The 21,831-nt window shown below is 66.2% G+C and carries 19 protein-coding genes; all 19 read right to left on the bottom strand.

What is annotated here, in order from left to right:
• Positions 1-4 precede the first annotated feature (4 nt).
• Positions 5-328 (bottom strand): hypothetical protein, encoded by a 324-nt coding sequence (locus tag AC0685_RS37105; protein ID WP_478229744.1) that lies wholly within the window; start codon positions 326-328, stop codon positions 5-7.
• Entirely contained in the window at positions 328-1,194 is an 867-nt protein-coding gene (locus AC0685_RS37100) for a DUF4417 domain-containing protein (protein ID WP_478229743.1), read from the bottom strand. Before AC0685_RS37100 ends, AC0685_RS37105 begins: the two co-directional genes overlap by 1 nt.
• A gap of 245 nt (positions 1,195-1,439) precedes the next feature.
• On the bottom strand, positions 1,440-2,543 hold the full coding sequence (locus tag AC0685_RS37095; protein ID WP_478229742.1) for a ParB/RepB/Spo0J family partition protein: 1,104 nt from the start codon (positions 2,541-2,543) through the stop codon (positions 1,440-1,442).
• Positions 2,543-3,427 carry a replication-relaxation family protein gene (locus AC0685_RS37090; RefSeq protein ID WP_478229741.1) on the bottom strand — a complete coding sequence of 295 codons (885 nt, stop codon included), beginning with the start codon at positions 3,425-3,427 and terminating at the stop codon, positions 2,543-2,545. Before AC0685_RS37090 ends, AC0685_RS37095 begins: the two co-directional genes overlap by 1 nt.
• 3 nt (positions 3,428-3,430) lie before the next feature.
• Positions 3,431-5,557, bottom strand: coding sequence for a type IV secretory system conjugative DNA transfer family protein (locus AC0685_RS37085; RefSeq protein WP_478229740.1), 2,127 nt, complete (start codon positions 5,555-5,557; stop codon positions 3,431-3,433).
• A 71-nt stretch (positions 5,558-5,628) separates the two neighbouring features.
• The gene (locus AC0685_RS37080) at positions 5,629-6,126 is read right to left on the bottom strand and encodes a hypothetical protein (protein ID WP_478229739.1); all 498 of its coding nucleotides are present in this window, start codon (positions 6,124-6,126) and stop codon (positions 5,629-5,631) included.
• Positions 6,127-6,828: 702 nt separating this feature from the next.
• Positions 6,829-7,677 (bottom strand): oxidoreductase, encoded by an 849-nt coding sequence (locus tag AC0685_RS37075; protein WP_478229738.1) that lies wholly within the window; start codon positions 7,675-7,677, stop codon positions 6,829-6,831.
• Between the two features lie 2 nt (positions 7,678-7,679).
• Positions 7,680-8,273 carry a TetR/AcrR family transcriptional regulator gene (locus tag AC0685_RS37070; RefSeq protein WP_478229737.1) on the bottom strand — a complete coding sequence of 198 codons (594 nt, stop codon included), beginning with the start codon at positions 8,271-8,273 and terminating at the stop codon, positions 7,680-7,682.
• Positions 8,274-8,711: 438 nt separating this feature from the next.
• Positions 8,712-9,869 (bottom strand): pentapeptide repeat-containing protein, encoded by a 1,158-nt coding sequence (locus AC0685_RS37065; RefSeq protein ID WP_478229736.1) that lies wholly within the window; start codon positions 9,867-9,869, stop codon positions 8,712-8,714.
• 460 nt (positions 9,870-10,329) lie between these two features.
• The gene (locus AC0685_RS37060; protein ID WP_478229735.1) at positions 10,330-11,481 is read right to left on the bottom strand and encodes a hypothetical protein; all 1,152 of its coding nucleotides are present in this window, start codon (positions 11,479-11,481) and stop codon (positions 10,330-10,332) included.
• Positions 11,474-12,016: a DUF4365 domain-containing protein gene (locus AC0685_RS37055; RefSeq protein ID WP_478229734.1), complete on the bottom strand. Its 543-nt coding sequence runs from the start codon at positions 12,014-12,016 to the stop codon at positions 11,474-11,476. The genes AC0685_RS37060 and AC0685_RS37055 overlap by 8 nt, the downstream gene beginning before the upstream one ends.
• Positions 12,017-12,120: 104 nt before the next feature.
• Complete coding sequence (locus AC0685_RS37050; protein ID WP_478229733.1) at positions 12,121-13,269, bottom strand: C40 family peptidase; 1,149 nt, start codon at positions 13,267-13,269, stop codon at positions 12,121-12,123.
• Positions 13,266-15,290: a hypothetical protein gene (locus tag AC0685_RS37045; RefSeq protein WP_478229732.1), complete on the bottom strand. Its 2,025-nt coding sequence runs from the start codon at positions 15,288-15,290 to the stop codon at positions 13,266-13,268. Before AC0685_RS37045 ends, AC0685_RS37050 begins: the two co-directional genes overlap by 4 nt.
• A 61-nt stretch (positions 15,291-15,351) precedes the next feature.
• The gene (locus AC0685_RS37040) at positions 15,352-17,916 is read right to left on the bottom strand and encodes an ATP-binding protein (RefSeq protein ID WP_478229731.1); all 2,565 of its coding nucleotides are present in this window, start codon (positions 17,914-17,916) and stop codon (positions 15,352-15,354) included.
• Positions 17,916-18,305, bottom strand: a complete 390-nt coding sequence (locus tag AC0685_RS37035) for a hypothetical protein (protein ID WP_478229730.1) — start codon at positions 18,303-18,305, stop codon at positions 17,916-17,918. Before AC0685_RS37035 ends, AC0685_RS37040 begins: the two co-directional genes overlap by 1 nt.
• A gap of 80 nt (positions 18,306-18,385) precedes the next feature.
• Complete coding sequence (locus tag AC0685_RS37030; protein ID WP_478229729.1) at positions 18,386-18,631, bottom strand: hypothetical protein; 246 nt, start codon at positions 18,629-18,631, stop codon at positions 18,386-18,388.
• A gap of 8 nt (positions 18,632-18,639) precedes the next feature.
• Positions 18,640-19,554: a conjugal transfer protein gene (locus AC0685_RS37025; protein ID WP_478229728.1), complete on the bottom strand. Its 915-nt coding sequence runs from the start codon at positions 19,552-19,554 to the stop codon at positions 18,640-18,642.
• Positions 19,555-19,580: 26 nt separating this feature from the next.
• A complete protein-coding gene (locus AC0685_RS37020) occupies positions 19,581-19,829 on the bottom strand; it encodes a hypothetical protein (RefSeq protein ID WP_478229727.1) in 249 nt (82 codons plus the stop codon).
• Between the two features lie 83 nt (positions 19,830-19,912).
• On the bottom strand, positions 19,913-20,770 hold the full coding sequence (locus AC0685_RS37015; RefSeq protein ID WP_478229726.1) for a sigma-70 RNA polymerase sigma factor region 4 domain-containing protein: 858 nt from the start codon (positions 20,768-20,770) through the stop codon (positions 19,913-19,915).
• Between the last annotated feature and the right edge of the window lie 1,061 nt (positions 20,771-21,831).

Below are 21,831 nucleotides of genomic sequence, written 5' to 3'. Positions count from 1 at the left end.
TCGATCAGCCGGCGCTACCGAGCAGGCCGTCGAGCTGGAACTGGACAGCGGCAGCGAGATCAGGCGCCGAGGGGATGAGGTCGATGCGTGCGGCGGGGGCGGTCAGCGAGTTCTCCCAGATCTCCATGTGAGCGGGGAGATCGTCCTCCGAGGTCGAAGCGATGCGTTCGCGCCAGGTGAGGCAGCGTTGATACTCCCGCGGGACCCATTCGATGTGCCGGTCGATCCGACCGTCGTCTCCCTGATCGATACCGAGCACCGCGACGACGGTCGTGGCAGCCCCGTATTCGGGCGACCAGCCGAGCAGAATCCAGAGTGTCCGCTGCATCAGTTGCCTCCTTCGGGCAAGAGCGAAGCCAGGTACCGCACCGAACTGGCGAAGGCGTCCGGGATGCGGGCTTTCAGGTCCTTGCGCCCTTCCGGAGTCATCACGGCACCGTGGAGCGCGTACTGCGCCGGGTTCTGGCTGACGAGAATCAGCCTGGTGCCGAACAGTTCGACGGCGGCGGCGATGCGGTCTTGGCGGGACAGGCCGGTGATGATGACCGGGAGGCCGTCCGGGATGTTCTCCGCAAGCCAGGTGAGACCTGGCAACGCCCAGGTTTCCCAGTTCTTGTTCTCCCGCACGGTCTGGATGTTGATCGCGATGGCGGGCGGAGCGGTGTCAGCGATCCACGCGGCGTACCGCTGGAGGTCCTCGAGCCGGAACCAGTAGAGGTTCGGGACGGCCGGCATACCGGCCCGGACGAATTCCTCCGCGAGCAGCAGCGACCTGCGCATGTTGATCAAGTGTTCGGCGCGCGGCCAGTTGCCGTAGATCGAGTAGTTGGGGGCCAGGACGAGATCGAACTCGAGCGTCGCCAGCCGCTCGAGCAGCCGATCGCGGTGCCGTGCTGTCCAGAACGCCTCGACCAGCGGGTCCTCCCCGTACCCCGAGAGAACGGTCAGCGTCGTGGCCGGGAGGCCTAGCACCTCGGCGGCCGTCATTGCTTGATCCCACCGCGGATAGATGGCGTGCGTCTGCGGAGAGAACACGCGACGAAGCCCGACGGCGTAGGCGGGCCAGCCCAGCGCGGCATCGAGGTCGCCGGCGCCGGATCCGTCGACCTGCGGGATGAAGGAGGGCAAGCCTTCGGGCAAGCGGCCGCGGAGGACGACGTCGTCGAATTCGAGGGTCTCCCCGACATCGGCCATCCACGCCTTGATGTCGGTTCGGGAACCGCATCGAACCGGGCAGCTCGAGCACGCGGTTCCCGTCTGCGCGGTCTCTGCGCGTGCGCAGCCGCAGTAGCTGCAGTCCGAATTGCACCCGGAACAGAGCGGCGCGATCACCGCACCGGGCTCGGCATCGGTGCCCGAGTACCAGGGGCAGCGCCTGCAGTCGCACCGCGCGGCCGGCGCGGCGTCGGTGGGCAGGCCGAGGAAGACGGACAAGAGACTCACTCCGTTCCGGTGAGTTGATCGGTTAGAAGGCGGAGCGACGCCAGATCGTGCGCGGAGAGCCGAGCGCCGCGAGCCAGCGCGGCGGTCAGGACGCGAAGGCTGGCGAGGGTTTTGTCGACAAGTCGTTGTTCCACCAACGGAACGGAGTCAGCGGTCACCGGTGAGTCGGCACGGAGCTTGTCTGCACGGGAGCTGTCTGCCTGTTCATGCAGCTGCTCTGCTTCGGCAAGAGCTTCTTCAGGAGTGACCGTCGGGTCGGCCGCAGCGCTCAAGGCCGAACTCAACAGCCGGGTCCGGTTGGTCTTCTTCACCGCGGCCCAGATGTCCTGTGCGGCCTGCGCTCGCCCGCGGTTGAGCTCGATGAACCGGATGCGGGTGTTGAGGCTGATCTTGGCCTCGTCCATCTCGTCGGCGATCTCGCGGGGCATCTCGGCGAACGCGCGCACCAGCTCCCGCGCCTTCCGCGGGGTCAGCTGCAGGCCGAGGCGGGACAGGACCTGAGACCACGGCGCCGCGCACTTCTTGTCGGCGCCACGGATCCGCTCCATGGCAGAGAACCGGGCGATCGGGTCATCGATGGCGTAGACGTCGGCGGGAACCTTGTAACCGTGGGCGATCAGCTTGCCCAGCAGCACCGCGCAGCGATCGAGGACGAGCGCGGCCGCCAGCTCGCCGGGGCGCAGGTTCTCGCGAGCGAGGTTCTCGACCAGCTGCCAGACCCGGCGTTCCTCATCTGACAGCGGTCCGGGGCAGATGACCGCCGGGAGCGCGGTGAAATGCGGGTTGTCCGGCTTGTGGACCGCGCCCCACCGGCAGGCCCTCAGTCGCCGCTCCCCCGCCGTCAGCCTCATAGCGGGCGCCTTGTCGTCGCCGGCGTCCATCTCCTCGACGAGAACCGGTTGAAGGACGCCGACGGTCGCGATGGAGGAGATCAGGTCAGCGAGTTCTTCCGGCGCGGTGCTGTCGCCGGGCGCGCGTCCCTGCGAGTCCGTGAACGGAGTTCCTTCGCCTCGCAGCGGAAGCAAGGTGAACCGGCGCTGACGCAACCGGGACGAGAAGCCGAGCTGCTCGACGAGGTCGACCGGTGCTCGCGCTTCCATCACGATCCACCGGCCTTGGGCCAAGCGAAAACGGGTACCAGCGCGCCGCTCTCGGCGAGCAGTGGCAGCGCGATCTCCGCTGTCGGCCCGGGGTTTCGGAGCCTCTGCAAGGTCGTGCCCAGTGCGCACACGCGATCGCCAGCGAGCGCCAGGCCGTGCATCGCTTGTGCGTAGGCCCTCAGGTCCGCGAGCCGACGCTCGAGGACGTGCTCGGCAGCGCCGGACAGGACGATGAGAAGGCGCGGGAAGCGCGCGTACCGGGTTCGCCATGCGGGACGCCCAGCCGAGTTCGGCTTGCCGGGGATGTAGTCGTGGTACTGGACGTAGGAGCGGATCTTCTGCGAGAGCCGGGCGACGGGCATGGTCGCGCGGTCCAGCTCGATGAAGAACGTGCGCTGCGACCGCCGACCGTCTCCATCGAGGACGTAGTCGAGGACCGCGTCCGCGATGACAACGCCCTGGCGCCGCCCACGGCCGTCTCGAAACCGGTGCGCGACCTCCGGCGTCCACGACAGCGGCCCGCACTCGTCCCCACGCCGGCGGGCCGCCGTCGTGAAGGCGAGCCCGGTTTCGACGACGTCGAGCGCGTGATCCTGCAGCAGCTCCACCGCAGCCGCCCGCGGGATCCGGTACGGGCGCGCATCCACTCGCCCGGACTCCTCGACCAGTTCCGCGCCGCTCTCGGTGACGTACCAGGTCCGGGGAGCGTGGTGTCGGTGCAAGCCGTCGGCAAGACCGTTTGCTTGCAGGGCAAGGAGTTTGTGCTGCACGGTGCGAATCGGCGTGGCCGGTGCGATCAACTGTCGCATCTGCTCCGTGGAGACCATGCGATGCCAGTAGAGAGCTACGAGCGCCTCGCGCTTGAACGGGTCGAGTCGCTGCATAGGTCACTCCACCGTCGACTCGGGTGCCGACAACTCGATGCCTGCACCGCTCCCGCGGGAGGGAGGCCGCCCGCGCCGCGAACGAGGTGCCAGCTGGTTGCCGCGCAAGGCGTCGAGGATGCGGTCGTCGAGATCCTCGAGTTCGTCGAGCACCTCGCCGATCGGCCTGCGGGTCAGGTTCCGATCGAGGCACCGGTCGACGTCGTCGTCCCACTCGGGGTGGAAGTGGTCGGCGAATTCGTCGTCCACGTGGAGTCCCCGGATCTTGAACGGCGTGGTGCGCTGGCCGCCGAGCGTCACGGTGACGACGTGGTGGAACTGCTCGAGCTCGGTAATCGTCGCGGGCTGGACGAGGCCTCCATACTCGCGGGCCACGGTCCGGGCGCCGTCGATCGCCGCGGCGCTGGTCATCAGGAGCGACTGGTTCTGCAGCAACGCCCTCCGGGTCTCCGGCGCGAGACGGTCGGGCATCTGGTTCATCGCATGCAGCGCGACGCGGTACTTCCGCAGCTGTTCCAGGATCGCGGCGAGGTATCCGCGCGACGCTCCGTCGACCGCGGCGAGCTCGTCGACGAAGGCGTCGCACCTGCGGCGCTGATCGACCGGTGTGTCCGCGCGCGAGCGTCCGGCGCGGAACAGGTCGTAGATCATGAACGAGGTGATCAGCTTGTTGGTCTCGCCGGTGCCGGTGGTGCAGACGAAGACGATCTTTCCGGTGTCCATGGCCCGGCGGACGTTGTACGTCGTGACCGACGAGCCGAGGAAGGCGGACAACGTCGGGCTGGTGCGCAGGCGGTTGATGATGTTCGTGACCACCGTGGTCGCATCCGGTGCGAGCTTCGTGAACGAGTCCGTCCAGTAGCGTCGGATGCTCGGCTTCAGAACGCGCAAGACCTCGTCACGCCAGGCGTCGTCGTCGAGGAGCGTCGGGATCTGGAAGATCGTCGGCGCGCACTCGGCGGGCAGCCGCATCGCGAGATAGCAGAGCGCCTCGCACGCCTTGGTCAGAATCGACTTCGCCCGCGGCGCAGAGTCTCCCCATCCCAGCGCCGTGGCGAACGAGGTGACCACGGCGTCGACGCGGTCCTCGATGTCCTCTTCGGAAAAGCCCTGCATGCTGAGCGGGTTCCAGCCGGGCAGCCGCTTGTCCCTTCCTCGGACGTCGAGGTTGACCTCCCACAACCGATTTCGTAGCTCAGGATCTGAGAGGTACGGTTTCGCGCGTTTCCAACCGTCAGCGTGCGGATCCAGGAACCAGACCCCGCCACCGAGCCGGGCGATCTCGATCGCCTGCGCGAGCGCTTCCTCGGTCTTGCCGAAGCCGGCCTTCCCGAACCGCGCCGAGAACAGCAGCTCGCGGATCGGCACCCCGACGAGCCGGTCCTCGCCGTTGAGGTCGGTGACATAGCCGAGCCGAACCAGCCCCGCGCCGGGCTTGTATCGCGGGATCTCCCTGGGAGCGGGCATGACCCAGCCCCGGCTGCGCGCGATCACCGGCGACAGGCAACGCCCGGATGGCGGCTTCAGCAGCGCCGCGATCTCGCTGGCCGTCACGTAGGAACGGCTGCGCGGCTTCGCCAAGCCGGTGTCGAACCGCCGGTCGAAGAACCTGCGGATGAGGATCGTGTCCGCGCCGAAATGCCAGCCCAGCACACGCGGCCCTCGAGCTCGCCAGTAGTTGTCGCCGCGGTAGACGTCGAAGGCGCCGATCACGCTGCGCAGATGTGCCTCGGCTCGGCCGGGGATCTCCGAACGGCAACGGATCAGCAGCTGGACCGCGAAGACCGGCTCGTCCGTGGCGAACTTGTTCGGTACTGGCGCGACCGCTCGTGCCGCGGGCCGGCGGGCTCCGCGCGCCGTCGGCACGAACTCGCCGGCGATCTCGCCGGCGGCCTGAACGAGCGCTCCCGCTACTGTCCCTTCCTGCTTTGCGGTCCGGTGAGCAAAGTGGCGGATCCTCGCGGGTGTCAGCGGGATCAGGTCGAGGCAGACGTCGACCGTCTCGCCGAGGTCGGGCCGGACATCGCCGAGCGCGTTCGCCAGAGCCTGCAGCGGGTCGTCCGGCCGGAGCGGCAGCGCCTTAAGCGCGAGGTGAGCCGGGCGCGCGAGAACCAACTCGGCGCGCGCCACATGTACCTGCGCACCCTCAGCGGAAGGAGACGTCTCCTCGCTTCGGCGTGCCCAGAGGTCTCGCAAGAAGTTCATCGTGCTCCCCCGCTCGCACGGAGGTCATCTCGCCCTCGTCCGTGGTCCCGGGAGGTATCTCCTCGGTCGTCCGCGTCGCGGCGGATTTCGACTTCCGGATAGGTCAGCTTGTTGATCACACCAGTGATCGACTCCCGGCCCTCCACGCTCATCGTCAGCTTCCCGAACACCTCGTCGGTGCTGAACCGCACCCGGACACCGACCGCCGACTTCGGCACCCAGCCGTGCACCGGGCGCACCCGGCCGAGCTGGTGCGCAAACGCCAGAACACCCTGGAGCGACGGGTCGAACGTGGCGGTCGGGAGGAGGTCGTAACTGACTCTGGAGCGGAGGTGGTGGGAACGGAAGTGTCGGTGGAGGACGAAGACCGCGATCAGGATCGCGACCACCGCCGTGGTCACCCACCACAACGCGGGCTCGGCGAGCACGTGGTGGAGATCGAGCGCCTTCGGCGCGCTGGTTCCCTGGATGGCCTGACGGCCATGGGGGAACAAGTCGGCATTCCCGGCTGGCCTTGCCCAATGGCGTTGACCAGTGGAAATCCGCAAACCTCGGAGACGCGCGAACGCTGAGTCGATCGCAAGACCAACCGCAATCTCATTGCGAAGCATCATCATGACCAGGACATGCGCCGACACAGTCCCGTTCAATGCAGAAGTACGTCCACGACCACGTACGTCCCAGCGGCGTCAGTGGCCAGTCGGAATTCCCCGTGGACGGCCAGTTCGATTTCCCCGGCTGGCGGCCAGTTGCACGGTCGGTGATCGCAGCAGGTTCGTCGGCCGGCGCGGCCGTGCTAGTCATGCCGCGAAGCTGATCGCGCCTCGACCGCCAGCACGGCGCGGCGCGGTAGCACGGGGATCCGTCAGTTGCCAAGGTCGTGGGACCGCCGTGTTGCCAGCGACAGGATCACCTTGCAGCTCGGCGTCGTTGTAAGAACACGTTCTCGATGGCGGCGCCCGCGCGTCAGCCTCCCTGCCGCTAACGCTCTCTTCTGCCGATGACAGGTTGTTCGCCGACGGGTGGTCAGGTGGAGCAGCGGTAGCGGTCATAGGCCTCATCGGTTGGTGACGCCGCCGCGTCGGCTGGCAGTCGGGTCTGTCCCGGATTGAACTTCCGCGGTGACGTTGCCGTCGTTGGCGGAGGTCCACCCGAGCGCTGCGCGGCACCTGGTGGGCTCGCCGGGCGCGTCGTGGTCAGTTCGAAGCGATCTGGTGACCATCGGGGAAGTCGGTGGAGCGGGATAGCTCCGCCCACTCGTGCAGGTCCTTGTCGACCGCCGCGCGGCCGGCCGTGACCAGTCGCAGCGCATCTGAGCCCAGTACCAGATGCACGGGTGGCTTCTCGGCCTCCAGGACCTTCAGGACGGCCTCTGCCGCTTTGGCCGGGTTACCCAGTTGGTTGCCGCTGGCCGCCTGCCGGGTCGCACGAATGGGTTCGAACAATGTGTCGTAGTCCTGAATGGATCGTTGCGTGCGGACCATCGATCGGCCCGCCCAGTCGGTGCGGAACGAGCCGGGTTCGATGATCGTCACGTGCACGCCGAAGTCCGCGACCTCCTTGGCGACGGTCTCCAGTATGCCTTCCACGGCGTACTTGCTGCCGCAGTAGTAGGCCAGCCCGGGTACGGTCATCAGCCCGCCCATGGAGCTGACCGCGAACACGTGCCCCGCACGACGCTTGCGCATGAACGGCAGTACCGCCTGGACCGTGGCGGCCACACCGAACACGTTGACGGCGAACTGCGCCCGGAGCTCGGAGAGTGGTGATTCCTCGAACACTCCCTCGTGTCCATAGCCGGCGTTCGCGATGAGCACGTCGATCGGTCCGACCTGCGCCTCGATCTCACCCACGAGGGAGAACACGGCGGCGTCGTCGGTGACGTCCAGCTGACGCGCGTGCGCACGTCCCGGCGCGAGCGCTTCGAATGCCGCGACGTCCTGCGCCCGGCGGGTCGTGCCGACGACGGTGTGCCCGGCGTCGAGCGCCCCTTGGGCGAACGCCCGGCCGAGACCGCTGCTGACACCGGTGATCAGGAAAAGCATGGCTACCCTCCAGGTAGGACGCGGCACCAGATCTCGACCATCGTTTCGGTCGTGCGATCCAGGCCGCCGGGTTGTGTTGACGCGTGGTAGAAGTTGCGTTCGGTCATCCAGCACAGGGCCTGGGCGAGCGCCGCCGCGCCGGTCGGGCCGTCCTCGTCGGGCAGGCCGGCCGCTACGAGGACACGAGTCATGGCCTCGGTGTTGTTGGCGATGGTGTCGCGCCACAGGCGGGCGATCTCGGGCACTTCGGGGCCGAACTCGACCGCCGCCCGCATCACGAGTCCGTGCTCACGCCAGGTGCCGGCCGTGTTCTCCACAGCCCTTCGCACGGTGTCGTGCGTGGGCAGGCCGGGGTCGGCGGACTGATCGTCCATGTGCAACCGGGCGACGGTGCGTGCGACCAGTGCGGCGAGAACCTCCTGTTTCGACCCGAAGTAGAAGTACAGCGAGCCGCGGGAGATGCCCGCCCCCTTGGCGATCGACTCGACGGTCATCGGCTCGATGTGCTCCCGTTCGAGCAGCACCTCGGCGGCGTCCAGGATCGCCTGTTCCCGCAGATCGCCCTTGCTCGGCGTTTCACGACGTTTCGGTGCCACGACACCACTATGACACAGTGCAGAGAAAAATCGGCACTGTGTCGAAAATATTCTGCGTGACGTAGACCGCGCTGCTTGCGTCCGGCTCGAAGCCTCAGCTCGGGAAGTGACTACGGCCGGCAACAGATCTCGGCGGGATGACGATGGCTCGGGAGCACTCGGGGGAGTCTCACACCGAGGACACGCCCGTGGCTGGGTTCTGCGGCCGACCATCGATCAGGTCACTGCTCACGCAGGCAGGCACGGGCAGCTCGCCCCCGAGGCTCGCCGCATATCGAACATCCGCTCATGCCGCAGGTCGGGCGTTGAGAGAGCGTGCGCGCGCCGAGGGGAGCGTCTTCAACTGGGCTTCGGTGAACGCGGGGTGGTAACGGGGGACGCTGAGTGGCGACTGGTTCCCTGGAGCTGGCCTCGCGTGCTCATCGACGATGCGGTGTCTCATTCACCGTCGTGCACACCGGATGGCTTCGGCTCAGGCGTTGCCGCGCGAACGATGCTCGATCCCTGGAGTTGCCAGCCAGAAGGTAACTTCGCCGGTTTACTGAACGATGACGCATCCGCTGTGGCGCCGGTGAGATCGATCTCGGGTGGCTCCCAGCCGCGCCTCTGCATCTCTTCGGCTGTGTAGCGGTCCATGTCGAATACGCAGTCGTCGAACTCGATGCCTGACTTGAACGTCGTCTGTGACAGGTCCGCCTTGCCGGCGAATTCCGACTGAGTGAAGTACGCGCCGCCCGCGAAGGTAGCGTCCTGCAGGCAAAGTTTATAGAACACGCAGCGGGTGAAGCTGGCCCGGTCGAGGAAGGTCGCACCTTCCATCCTCGCGACGATGCCGAATGACGTGTCGAAGAACCACACCTCGTCGTGGAACGTCGCGTCCATGAACTTCGGCGTGGAGATGAACTGGGCATCGTGAAAGAGCGCCTTGCCGATCGCACACCCCGTGAGGTCGAACTCGATCAGGGTCGCTCCCCGGAGATCCAGGTCGTACGGTTGATCGCGGAGCAGGTTGGCGAGAAGGTGCTGGACGGTGATCCGGACCTGCCACTCCTCGTGCTGCCGCACATCGGAAGCAGCAGGAAGCCGGTATCGCCCGTTCTTGAGTTGCTCCGGGACGAGATAGGGCATCCGCAGGTAGGAACAGAGCACGTTGATCACAACCGCGCGGCGACCGACGTCATCCCGCGCCAGCCGTTCGAGTGCGTAGAGCCCGCCGAGTCGGACCGGTGCCTTGTCAGACCCGATCTGTTCCACCGCTTGGACGTAAAGGTCAGTCAGCCGCCGCTCACGCGAGTCGAGTTTTGCGGCGTCCGCAGCTCTAGCACTCTCGTGCAGCTGAATCTCTGTGGACCGCTGCCTGCGGGCAGCCATCCACAGAGCGAACACCCCACCGGTTCCCACGCCGACAGTCAGCGCGGTACGGATCGCCTCCAGCTGGGCTTTCGCCTGCTCAGTGCTCGCTTGCCTGCCCAAGACGACCAGCAACAACCAAATCGTCCCGCCCGTCAGCAGAATTGCGGTGGCAGCAGCAGCCGCTACCCACCACCACTTGAGAACAGGAAGCCGGTGCCGCGCTCGTTCCACCCCATCGGTCACGTCTCATTATCGCCCATCGGGCACGCCGTAACAGATCCTGCCCCTGGCAATTCCGTGCCTATGGATCAACGAGCGCGGCCACTCCTCGCCAAACGTCCGCTCATGCCGCCGGGCGGTCGTTCAGGAACGCGGCGGCCCAACGAACCGCGTAATAACCCGTTCCACTTCTGCGCTGGGTGTCGGTGGTCCCACGACTGGCAACATGGCGGTCCCTCGGCCTTGGCAACCGACAGATCGAAGCAACTCCAGCCGACGGCCGGGCAGCTCTCCACGGGGCTACGGCCACGTCTGTCGAGAGCCACGCTGTGTAACCGGGCGCGCGGCCAGATAGCTCCCCGCTAACTGGCCGCCAGCGGGGAGTTCAAACTTGCCACAACCCAGCGGTTCCAGCATCGTTGTGAACAATCGGCGCACGTGCTGCGTTACTCGCGGTAGCTACCGCCCAAAGCTGGGGGCGTCCTCATGACCCGGGCAGCATCAGCTCGTCAAGCGGCTGAAACCGGACCGGATCATCCACGATGCCCGGCTTTCCGGGCGATCGACGGATGAAGCCTTCGACGAGAACGGCGCGGCCTGCGTTGTGCCATTCCCACGCCTCACGGTAGACCTCAAGGTGGAGCCGCACCCTGACTTCCGATGATCGACCTCGGCGTATTGTCGAAACGGCGATTTCCCCGAATGGATCATCCCGATCTTCATGTCTGAATTGGACGATGGTGCCGGAGAAAACCTGCCGAGAAGGAACGTTTTGCTGACGCAGACGTTCCGCAACGAGCTGAACAAGGTCGACTGCCTCAGCACTGATCGATACCTGGCGCGGCATGGTATCGGGAGCAGGTACCGCGGGCGCCCAATCCACGGTGGTTTCGAACTCACCAATCGCACTTTCGTCGAGAACGTTGCCCAACGCGACACAGAATTCGCGACTCACGCCTCGATACACCAGTTCGTGAAGGTTGTCGGTACTCGGCATCTTGCCAGGCCCTGAGACGAGGTCATGCACGGCCTGCATCGACTGCGCGAACGTCCGCACCACGCGACGCTCAAACGGCTCGGGCGCAGCATTGTGACGGACAGGCTCCGAGAGATCGTCGTACAGCGTCGGCTGGTTTGACGCTGGTTGCTCAGGATCCGAAACGGGCACTAGCACCGGTATGATGAACGAGCCTCGCTCGGTGTGCCCCATGAACGCCTCACGGATCACCGCATCACCGATACGTGAGTAACTGCCCGCGATCTGAGCACGTTCCCAACGAGCTGTCGTTGCTGCCGCGCGCAGCATCTTCCGTGCAGAGCTGATCAGCTTTGTCGCCGCCTCAAGGGGAATCTTGTCAACGATGCGGTCGTCGTTAACTGCCCGCAGATGCGTCACATCGAAACGCGCGTGCCGCACTGCGTTGGCAGTGACCTTGAATTCTCGACGTTCAACGAGTGCAAGTCTGGTCAGCACTGAGCCGATCAACACATCATCCGGGTCGTATGGCACTCCGATTCGGCTTTCGCCCTTCGTCCAAAGCGTTCCACCCGAGCCTGGCGGGCTGGACGACCACCCGTGGGCTTTGAGATAGCTCACCAAATCGACCAGCTTCGGCAGGGTGACGGTGTCAGACAACCACACCGCCTCCTCCCGACCCGTCGAAGCTGGCCTCGACGTCCCCAGCCCACAGTCGCAGTGTGTCGGCCGTCAATCTCTGCGCCTTCGGAACGACGATGTTCTGCCCGTCGGGAAGCGTGTCGACGCGAACCCAAAAGGCGGCAGCACGATGCAGTGTCGCCTCGTCGTTATGATGCAACCATGAGACCTGGTCGTCCGGGTCGACGATCACCAGGACGAAGTACACGGGAACCCCGGAGCGCCTCCAACGCTGGCGCCATGCCTCCTCAATCGGCCAAGTCGCGGTCGACCCACCCTTGAGCCGAAACTGGCCAGTGCATTTAACCTGAACCCGAGCTGATGCGATTTCGAAATCAACACTGCCGTCGACTGCGAGCACGTCCTCGTCGGGGCTTGTTTCCTGGAATCCGACTCCAGCCTGGCTGCACACAGCGCGAACATAGGCGACGCCGAACCTCGACTTGGCCCGGTTGGGGTCCAAGGTCGCCACACCAAGCCGCGAACGGCTCCCGCCATCAACCATGATCGCCATCGTCTTGCATCGTCAGCCCGTTTTATAGCCATCGTTTGCGTGAACTACCGCAGATCGTTGGTACATTCGGACTATCGAGTTCGACGGGCGGAGGGCAACTTCGGCTAGCGCAAGACACGTACGCCGCCGGCGTAGGCACCGACTTCAACTGCGTCGAGTCGAACTTCTGAGCCGCTTTCGGGCGCATTGATCATCTTGCCACCACCGATGAAGATGCCGACATGGTGGATGAGGCCGGGGCTATAGAAGACAAGATCACCCGGCTGCAGCCCGCCGAGACCGGCTTCTCTCGGTATGCGAGTCCCTGCCACGAATTGCGCTCGACTGTTGTGCGGCAAGGCGATACCGACCTTGGCGTAGGCGAAGAGAACAAGGCCGCTGCAGTCAAAGCCGATCTTGTTGTAGTCCCCATGCCGGTCGGCGACGCCGCCGTCCCGGATACCGCGGCTGGGTCCAGCGGCCGTACCGCCGCCCCAGGCGTACGGCACGCCGAGCTGCGACATGGCGGCGTCGATGACGATCTTCGCTGCTCCAGAGGCATTGACGGGCGGTTGGAGGTCAACCGCGTCGTAGCGCTCAATGTTGGCGAGCACCTGGGCCACGTAGGCCGCACTGGCGTTGTACCTAAGGAGCGCAGCCCGCAGCTGCCCTTGGTCCTTAAGGTCGCGAGGGCCGGTCCCGCACAGGTAAGCAGCGGCGCCGAGAGCGGCGTCGAAGGCGTTGTGCGGGTCGCGGGCGCCGTCGTCGTTGCCGTCTTGTTCGACGCCGGCCCAGGTGGTCGTGAGAAACTGGAACGGGCCAGCGGCGCGTGCGAAGGTCCCGTCGGGATTTCGGATAGGAGTGCGGTTGCCGCCGACCCCGCTGCCGTCGAGAGGGGGGCCCAGGATCGGTGGGCTGATGTCCCCATTGGGCGCGATCGTCCGGCCGGACGCATGGCGGGATTCGACTTCGGCGATGCCCGCAAGGATCGACCAGCGCATCCCGGCACAGGCGGGCCTGAGGCCGCCGATGCGCTGCGCCGCCTGCTGATAGGCGGTAAGCATGACGTCCGGAATGCCGGGCACGTGTCCTGGCGTCGAGCTTGAGCCGTCTGCTCCCCCTGCGATGACGACGATGATCAGCACGGCGACGAGCATGCACGCGATTACGGGCCCGAGCAGCAGAAAGAGAGCGAGACAGCCCCATCGTTTCGGATGTTCGCGGACCTCGTTGCGGACGTGCTCGGCGAGTTGGAGGGCGAGCAGCGGGTTCATGACCGGTGCTCGTTCAACCTGGTACGCAAGCGTTGCGACCACGTCGGCGTGATCGGCAGCATCCCGGGCGGCAGCGGTATCGGCTCCGGGCTCTGGCTGCGGGCCGTTCTCGGCCCCGTGCTGTCGGGAGCGGGAGCCGCGAGGTCGGTGCCGGTGAACTCGGGAGTGGCCGAAGTCCTGGCGGGCTGAGGTGCAACCGGCGACTCGCCAGACGGACGGCGGCTACCGAGAACCGACGCCGCGGTGGTTGCGACATTCACCAGCGGGCTTGCGGCGGCGCCGAGGTTTCCGGCGTAGGTAGAGGCGTAGGCCTTCACGGCGCCCGCCTTGCGCCCAAGTGCTGCCTTGGCCGCGGTACCCCGTGCGGTGAGGGCGGTGCGCGCGCGGTTCGCAGCCGCGGGCCAGGACACCGGGGCGCCCAGGGTGAAGGAGACGGCCTTGCTGCCGGCCCTCCCGCCTAACTTGCCTGCAGTCACCAGCCGGTTCTTCAGGTCGTTCGCCGGGGCTATGGCCTCAGTGAAGGCGCCAGCGCCGGTCTTGATCGTCCGGCTGATCCGATGTGGTCCAGGCTCGACGACGGGCAAGGGCATGGATTTCGGCCCGCTCCGTGGCCTGCCGAGTCGCTGGACACCGGAGTTGACGCTGGACCGGATCCGCTGAATGTTCGCCATGAGCCTTTTGCGGAACAGGAAGCCGGAGAAGACGACGATGTCAATGACGGCGAACTTGACCAGTTGCGGGCCGAGGTCGGCGAGCATGAGCGAGCGCAAGAGAACGGTCATGACGGCGATGAAGAACATGCCCATCAGGAGCTTAGCGATGGTTCCGGCGATCGAGCTGATGCGGTAGGCCAGCTGGTGCTGCAGTTGCGGGATCAGGGCTGCGATCAGGGCCAGGCTGAGCAGGAGGCCTTCGAAGAGCAGGAAGTACGGGGCAAGGATCTGGATCGCGTTGAGGCAGATGGTGAGGATCGCGAACAGGATCATCGCGACGGCGTACAGCCAGGCACCGAGCATGCGGTCGCCGTCGGCGACCTCGTTGTACTTGCCGTACTCGCTAGGGCATCCGGCCAGCTCGCGGGCCGGTGTGCTGTCTTTGCCGGACCAGGGACCCTGGTCGAGGATCTGTTTGATCGAGTACTGGCAGGCACCCGTGCCCTGTTTGCCGGAGACCGGCGTCCCGTAGTTGAGGGTCTCCCAGGGCGCGATGAGCAAGTTGTCGATGAGGGCTTGCCCGATCGGCGCCGCGGGGTTTCCAGTGCCGCCGGGTTGCTTGCCCATGATCACTGCGCTGACGTCGGCGCCGAGATCGCGGCTGAGACTGAGCACTCCCCCGTCGCCGACGAGGAAGTCGACGGGGTGCGTGATGATCGCGATGGCCAGGACGTTGATCGCGATGGTGGACACGGTCTCGCGCCAGGCTCGGGTGGTGAGACCGCGCATGAACAGCAGGCCGAGGTAACAGGTCGCGACGAGCAAGGCCAGCTCTCGAAGTTTCAAGCCCCCGATGACGGTGGTCTGCCAGATCTTTTCGAGGTCCTGGGCAGGTGCTTTGATCCAGTCGACGACGCCGGCGGTCATGGACCATTCGGTGAACCAGACGGAGAAGCCGAGCGCGTACTTGCCGACGGCGAAGCCCATGTTCGCCAGCCAGAGCCAGATCGTCGGCATGGGATTGCTGACCAGCCAGGGCAAGTTGGCGAAGAGGTCGTAGTTGCGCAGGTCGCGGCCGTAGCCGTCGTCGATGGTGAACATGCCCTTGAGGTGGGCGGCGTGACCGGGGTCGTCCTGCAAGGGCAGGGTCGGCGCATCCGGATCGGGATGGTCCAAGGTCGGCGGAGTCGGCTGGGGGGCGCGAGGATCGGGGACGACGAGGCACAGCGGGTACGGCTGGCACGGCCGCGGTTCGCTCGGTGGCAGCGGCACGACTTGCGCAGTGGCGGGCGCGGCGTTGCCGAGCAGTAGGACAAGCACGATGGTGGCGAACGCGAGAGATTTCGCGGCACGCGCGTTGAACGTCATGAACGTCTCCCGAGGTCGCGCCGGTGGTGTCCGAGACATGGCGTGTACCAGCGGGTTTGATTCAGGGGCGTCGGACGGTGGGCGTGGTGAGAACGGCTTGAGGCAGGGTCCGGTAGGGCTGGGTCAGGATCTTGACCTTGCCGACCCGGCCGACGTGGTCGCGGACCAGGAACTCCCCGGCACGTGCTCGGCGTTCTTCTTCGCCGCCCGCGGGGTTGAGCGGTGAGAGGTCTTTGGTGACGATCTCCTGGTAGCGGGTGTCGGCGGGGTCGACGCCGAGCCACGCGAGCCCGTGTCGAGCGAGTCCGCTGTCGCGGTGGCGTCCGAGCATCCGGACGGCGATCAGGCCGCGGAGGACTTCGTCACCGAGGTCGTTTTCGGAGTGCGAGCCGAAGGCGGCGTCGGCGCCGTGCTTGCGCCCATCTCGGACGAACTCCAAGGCGATCTGCTGGCCCTCGGGTGTGCCGGTGACGTTGTATGCCTCGTCGCAGATGAATTGGCCCCACCGCTGGGTTCCGAAGCAGATCTCCTTGGCGATCGCGGCGATCAGCAGATGGAAAGCACGGCCAAAGAGCTTCCTCGGCGGGATACGGGCGGCCATGCGCTCGTTGCTCATCTCCAGGGTGTTCGGGAGCGGGACTTCGTTGGTGCAGAAGACCACCATGTCGGCGGCAAGCACGTTGACGGGCTCAAGGCCGGGATCGAAGATCGGCCGGGTGATCGGATCGCGGCGAAGGCGTAGTAGTCGGTCGGCGAGGCCTCGAGGCGCTGGGTCCGCGGCGCCGTGGTCGGTGAGGACGTCGATGAGGGCGTTGCTCGAGGCGGTCGGTGAGCCGCTGACCTGGTCGAGGGCGCGGCCGAGCGCGTCGCGTTCGGCCGAGTTGGATTCCAGGTCCAGCCAGGAGGCGAAGAAGGTCTCAGCGATGCCGGTGCTGGACTTCGTCTTGCCGCGGAAGACCCGAAGGGGGTCACAGGAGTGCCGGAGCTCGGTGTTCGCGGCACGTTCGCTGTCGAGCGTGGGATCGATGATGTCGACCACCTGGCAGTTGCCCGGGAGCGCTTTCGCGACCGGTTCCCATTCGCGGCTCCGGGTGCGGTCGATGGCGATCACGCGACCGTCGAGCATCAGCCGGACGACGGCGGCGATGTTCTTCAGTACGACCGATTTCCCGGAGCCGAGTTCGCCGATCACCGCGACGCCTCCGGACGAGTCGTGGGTGGGCCCGTAGGTCGGGTCGAGCAGGAACGGGGTGATCGCGCCGCCGTCCAGGACCATGCCGAATAACGCGCCGCTGGGGTCGCCGAACTCAGCGGACGACATCGGGAGCAGCATCGCGCAGTCGCTGGCGAGGAGGTTCTGGCTGCACTCCCGTACGACGAGCGGCGTCCGGTAGCCAGGAAGCAACGCCTGATAGAGCTGCTTCTGTCCACCGATCGGCCTCTCCCACTTGTACTCCCCGCCCAAGAACATCTGCCGCAACGTCTTCGCCCGTGCATCGCACTCGTCGGCGGTGTCACCCCACACGCACGCGACGACACCGACCTCGAGCTCGATCTCGGTGGTGCTCGCGCCAAGGCGTGCGTTCTTGTGCTGGATCTCCTCCTGGGCAGAGTGAACGTCGGCAGGGACGCCCGCGGTGTCTCCGCCGTGTTCGTCGTCCTGGCTCATCAGGTCGCGGGTGCGGCGCCGGTTGACCGCACGAGCCTCGTCGTTCGTCTTCGCTGCGATGCGCAGGGCGTAGTCGACTCCGAAGCCGATGTTCGCCAGTCGCGACAAGATCTCGTGCCCGGGGAAGCTGAAGGCACGGGGCATCTCCGCGAGAACGAGAAAGGCCTGGTAGCTCTCGATGAGCCCGTCGTCGTCCGGCGTGACGCACTTGAGGAACCGCTTGTTCAAGACTTGCAGCGGGTTTCCCAAGCGCTTGCCTTCGTCGCTGCGAGCGCCTTCGTCGAACACGGTCCCGCGCAACGTCACCAGCTGAGCGCGGCTTCGGCCACGTGACAGGGTCGCGCCGGTGTTGCGCACGGTCGACGCGCGTTCGAGCTGCGGCTCGCGAACGCCCCGGACCGGAGCGCGGCTCAACCACCACAGCAGCTCGGCTTCGGTCGCGGGACGGAGCGGGATCGCGCCGCCGAGTTCGTGCTCGATGACGCGCGCCAGTTCCTGTGCATCGACGATGGCTTGAGGTGACGCGGGACGCGGCGGGAGGCCGAGGCCTGCGCTCAGTGCCGCTCCTGTGGCTCGCAGCAGGGCGAGGCCTCCGTCGCGCCAGCCGCTGCCGGCGAGGGGTTTGGCGATCCAGTAGCTGCGACCGAGCACGTCGAGGTCGTCGAGCTGGTCCCAGGCGTTGTGCACCGTTTCCGCCCAGTGCGGGTTCTCGTCGAGGTCGATACCGCCGAGACAGCGCCGGATGATCGCGTGAGGCTGGACCTGTTCACACAGCGACGCCAGCATCACCTCGCCGCGCAGGGACTTCATGAACGTGACGGTGCGGTTGTAGAGCTCGTAAAGCTGCTTTCCCGTCGAACGAGCGCTTTCCCTCGGATGTGCCCGCCACACCGCCCAGACGGAACCATCCGCGCAGAACACTAGGTTGCCGCTGATGTCCTGGATCTGGTTCTCCATCACCGGGCTCCGGCGAGCAGCCGCTGCAGTGACGACTTCGGCACAGCGCTGTCCACAGGCTGATGTGCCTTATCCACATCTACGCCGTGCAGGTGGAACCGCGGCGTGCACGACACCGGCCGCTCCGGCCGATAGGACCGGCCTGCCAGCATCCCCGACGACGGCGCAAGCAGATGCGCCAAGAGACCGACCAGCCAGCTAGCGGGCGTCCGCGACTCGATCCGCGCGCGGCGGGCGGCGATCGCAGACAGCGGCACGCCCCAGCGCGCTGGACCGAGCCAGTCCAGGAGCGGCAACTTCCAGACCGCGAGCAGAAGAACGAGAAAGACCACGCCCTGGGTGAGCGTGTACGGGCCGCCAGGCAGGTATCCGCCGTCCCGGCCAGGCATCCGCCCGAACATCCGCGGAAACCGGCGCGACCTCGTGTACGACCGTCCAATCAGGACATCACTGCGCGCGCGTTGCGCGATCATTTGGTGAACCAGGCGCCGAACATTCCCGACACAGCGTCGAGGTTGAGCAGAATGCCGAGGAAGATCGCGGCGATCACGCCGTACTTGATCGAACGGGTGAAGTTGCCCCGCGTCCCGATCAACAGGCCGATGCCACCCACGACGGCCACGAGCAGGATCAGGCGGCGAACGGCCTGATCTCCCCAGGCAAGGTTGGTGTCGATCCAGGTCTTGACGTCAGCTGCGAACACGATGGTCGACATCTGGTCTCCTATTCGCCGGGCAGTTTCGAGGGAGTCGCCGATGTCCCGGCGAGCAGCGGTACCGGGTCGATCCGGCTGACCTCCCAGCGCCCGGCCCGCGCGGTGAGGGTCAAGGCGTAATCCACGGTGGTGACCTGACCTAGGGCGTCGTAGCCCCAAGCCCGCGCCGCCGCGTGAATCTCGGTCCCGTCCAGTGGCCGGGCCGCTTGCCCGGGCTCGAACGACTCGTGGGTTCGTAGCTCCAGCAACTGAACCTGGGCATACAGCGGCGGGGCTATGGAGCCGATATTCGTGCCGGGCGAGATGTAGCGGTCCAGTCCGTCGCGCCCGGCCAGATAGGCAACGAGAAAGCCGTGCACAGACTGCCCGATTGGGCCGTTCAGCTCCGTGGTCTCCGGGTAGCCGAGTTCGACTGCGGCCAGCGTGCCCGGACACGCGACTGGCGAAGGCAGCGCCGCAGCGACATAGCCTTCCGGTCCGCCGATGAGGCTGGCTTGTACACAAGCCTGCCTCGCACGATGTTTCCCGTCCGGCTGTTGGACCAGCAGATTAACCGCGACCGTCACTGTCCACGCCTCTGGCCGAGGCGACACCACCGACACCGTGCTGGTGTCCACGGGGATCTGTGTCCCGACAGCCCGGGTCGACTTCATGCCCGCCGGGAAGAAGGCCTCAAGCCCTGCAGTGTCCTCGCGGCTGGCCGCCAGCCACGACCTGACGTACATCTCCGCCCACCCCTGCGGCACGCCTGCATCGACAGGACTCTGCGCCCGCGGGCCTTCGGATACCGTGTTCGGCCGCAACACCGTCAGCCCCACGATCACGGCCAACGGGCTAGCGATGATCACGCACCACGCCAGCACCCGACCAACTCGCCGGGCGGCGGCACGTACGGCAGGCTCAAGGTTGGCATCGGGAATCATCCGTGCAATGGGGTTCGTGCGAGGCTTCACGGCCGAGTCTCAATCCCCATCACCCGATGCAGGCGCTTGCGCAACGCCTGATCACCGGAACCGGCGAGGACGTTCAGCGCATCACAGGCCGGGAAACCGACATCCTCGAGGAAGCGTCGAAGCTCTTCGTACAACTGCCTGTCGACCAACGTCGACGCGAGACGTCGACCTAGGTCCCGCGCACGAACACGGGCATGAGCGACGAGCAGTTCGCCCGAGGCGAGATCGGTATGGGGTCTGGTCACGGAGACTCCCTGAGGTCATGCGGAACGCGGCACTCAAGACACGTCTCGTCTCGCCGACCTTTGATTCAACCGTTGCAGAGGACCTACGCCCCGCTTACGCGCAGCTTCTGCCACTCATGCCCCGCCTCCGCCAGCACGTCCAAGGCCCTGTTCCGCCGACGCGTGGCCGTCGGCTGGCTCACTCCGAACATCGCCCCGAGCTGCCGATCTGTCGCCACGCCATCCCGTCCCATCTGCTCGCCGAAGTACCGAGCGGTCAGGATGGCCGCTTCCTGATCGTCCAGCCACCGCTGTTCCACAGCCCACGACAGGAGCTCCAGTAGCTGCTCTGATGCGTCTGCCTCCGCCGATTCCTCGACGAGCGGGCGGCGCACTGCGTCGTCATCGATGTTCACGATCTCGGCAGCGGCTTGGGTGATGTCGACCCCAAGGGCGCGAAGTGCTGCTCGCTGGGTGTCGCGGACCAGGTTGGCCGCGACGTGCTGGTGCCGGCGAAGCGGGTAGCAGCGGATCTGTTCCCACAGGTGGCCGATAACCGCGGCCTGGACATCGGTGTTCGCTTCGTTCGTCGAAATGCCGCCTCCGGTCACACCACGGCGAGCTCCAAAGGCGCCGACCGCAGCCCGGCTCGCTCGGATGACCCGCCCGACGAGACCGGGGACAGCGGGCAGCATGGCGTTCAACACCAGTTCTCCAGCTACGACGCCTTCGCTGTCCGAGCGTGCCGCGCGCTGCAGCAGCGCGTGCAGGACTTCGTCGTGCCGTACGTAGTTTCGGTCAGCCAGAACGTCCGTAAGCCGGTCATGAGTAACCACGCCGGTCAGCGCGTGGTCCTGCTCTGCCCAAGAGTGCAAAGCGGCATCGAACCTGGCGAGCGAACTCGGGCGAGCGAGTTGGCGCTGGAGCGCGGTGAGCGGGCTCCGGGCGGCTGAGATGGACATCGTGGTGGCCCTTCGAGCGGCGGCAAGATCACCACGACGTTCGAAACCACCCCTCGCTCAATTCCTTGCTCTATCCATTGCTCCGCGAGAGGAGCAAGGAAGATTTACCCCAAACAGGTGAAGACGCTCTACAAAGACGAGCTATATAGGCCGTTATACGGGGCGATGCGCCGAGACAGCCGACAGTCGAGCACTTCGCCTGCGGGCCAGTCTCGTGACGCCGGCGAGACCAGTCTCGGTCGTGGGTCCTCCGGCTTCACGAACGAGACATGAAGTCGGACAACACAACACCTGCGAAGCCCCGGGGGCGACGGTCGACTGACCTCCCGAGCACCGGTCCCGGTGCCAGCATCTCGCTGGGACATGACTCCCGGTCTCGTCGTCCCGCGGCAGCGACAAGGTGCCAAGCCTGCGGGTGGCGTGGGGTCTAGGCGTTGTCGACTGATTCAGGATCGCCGGGACCAGTACGCCGCCAACGCTGCCCATCGACGTCGGAGTAGCCAATGGTGACCTCAAAGGTGGTCGCCCGAGGGCCGGACCGACCCCGCTGGCGCGGGGACGACCGAGGAGATGGCGGCCTCCTACGACCTGTCGGTGGGACCAGCCCCGCTTGCGCGGGGACGACGGCACTGCGTTCTTCGGCTACATCGGACACATCGGACCAACCCCGCTTACGCGGGGACGACACTAGTTGACCTGGATCTTTGAAGATCATAGTGGCGAATCTTGTTCAGCTCGGTCGCGGTGTCGCTTCGTTGCCGCGAGGTTCGGTCCAGCATCCGGGGTGCTGACTCGACGAGTCCTCGTTCTGCCGTGTCGGCGTACGGAACCTGAGCAGTGTTTCGGGCGGATGGTCCGAGGGCAAGCCGAACAGGACGATCTGACGTCATCGTCCGCCATTGCGAACGACGTCGACCTGCAGCGTCCCCGTCCTCCCGTTCATCAACATCGCGAGACCGATCAGAGCGAAGAGCAGACGACAATGCGCGAGACGGGATGACGAGACCAGTATCTGAATCAACGGGACCTGCTCGAGCACATGACTCGACCACAAGATAAGC

It is taken from the genome of Amycolatopsis sp. NPDC043889 (genome assembly GCF_056435645.1).
The sequence above is the reverse complement of the archived record's forward strand: the minus strand, read 5'-3'. Positions and strand labels throughout refer to the sequence as shown.